Raw genomic sequence first — 281 nt, 5'->3', positions numbered from 1 at the left:
CGACACACGGATCCAGGGTCGGGGCGGCCCCGACGACATCATCTGGGGCACGAGCACGACCATCCACATCGACTGCGAGATCGCGCGGTCCACGGTGCTCCACGGTGGCGCCGGGGCCGACACCATCGTCGGCTCCTGGGCCCCCGATCGGATCGACGCGGGCCCGGGTCGGGACACGGTGGACGGTGGTCGGGGCGCGGACCTCTGCGCATCGGCCGAGCGGCGTACGAGCTGCGAGGGCAGGCCCTAGTCCTTGCGGCTCACGGGTCGGGGTGACAGGT

General features: G+C 72.6%; 1 pseudogene. It reads left to right on the top strand.

Features of this window, described 5'->3' with window-relative positions:
* Positions 1–250 (top strand): annotated as a pseudogene (locus CF8_RS22250) (hypothetical protein); the annotation flags it as partial.
* Positions 251–281 lie beyond the last annotated feature (31 nt).

The sequence above is a fragment of the Nocardioides sp. CF8 genome (assembly GCF_000389985.1).
Taxonomy (GTDB): domain Bacteria; phylum Actinomycetota; class Actinomycetes; order Propionibacteriales; family Nocardioidaceae; genus Nocardioides; species Nocardioides allogilvus.
This window is presented reverse-complemented; position numbering and strand designations above follow the sequence as displayed.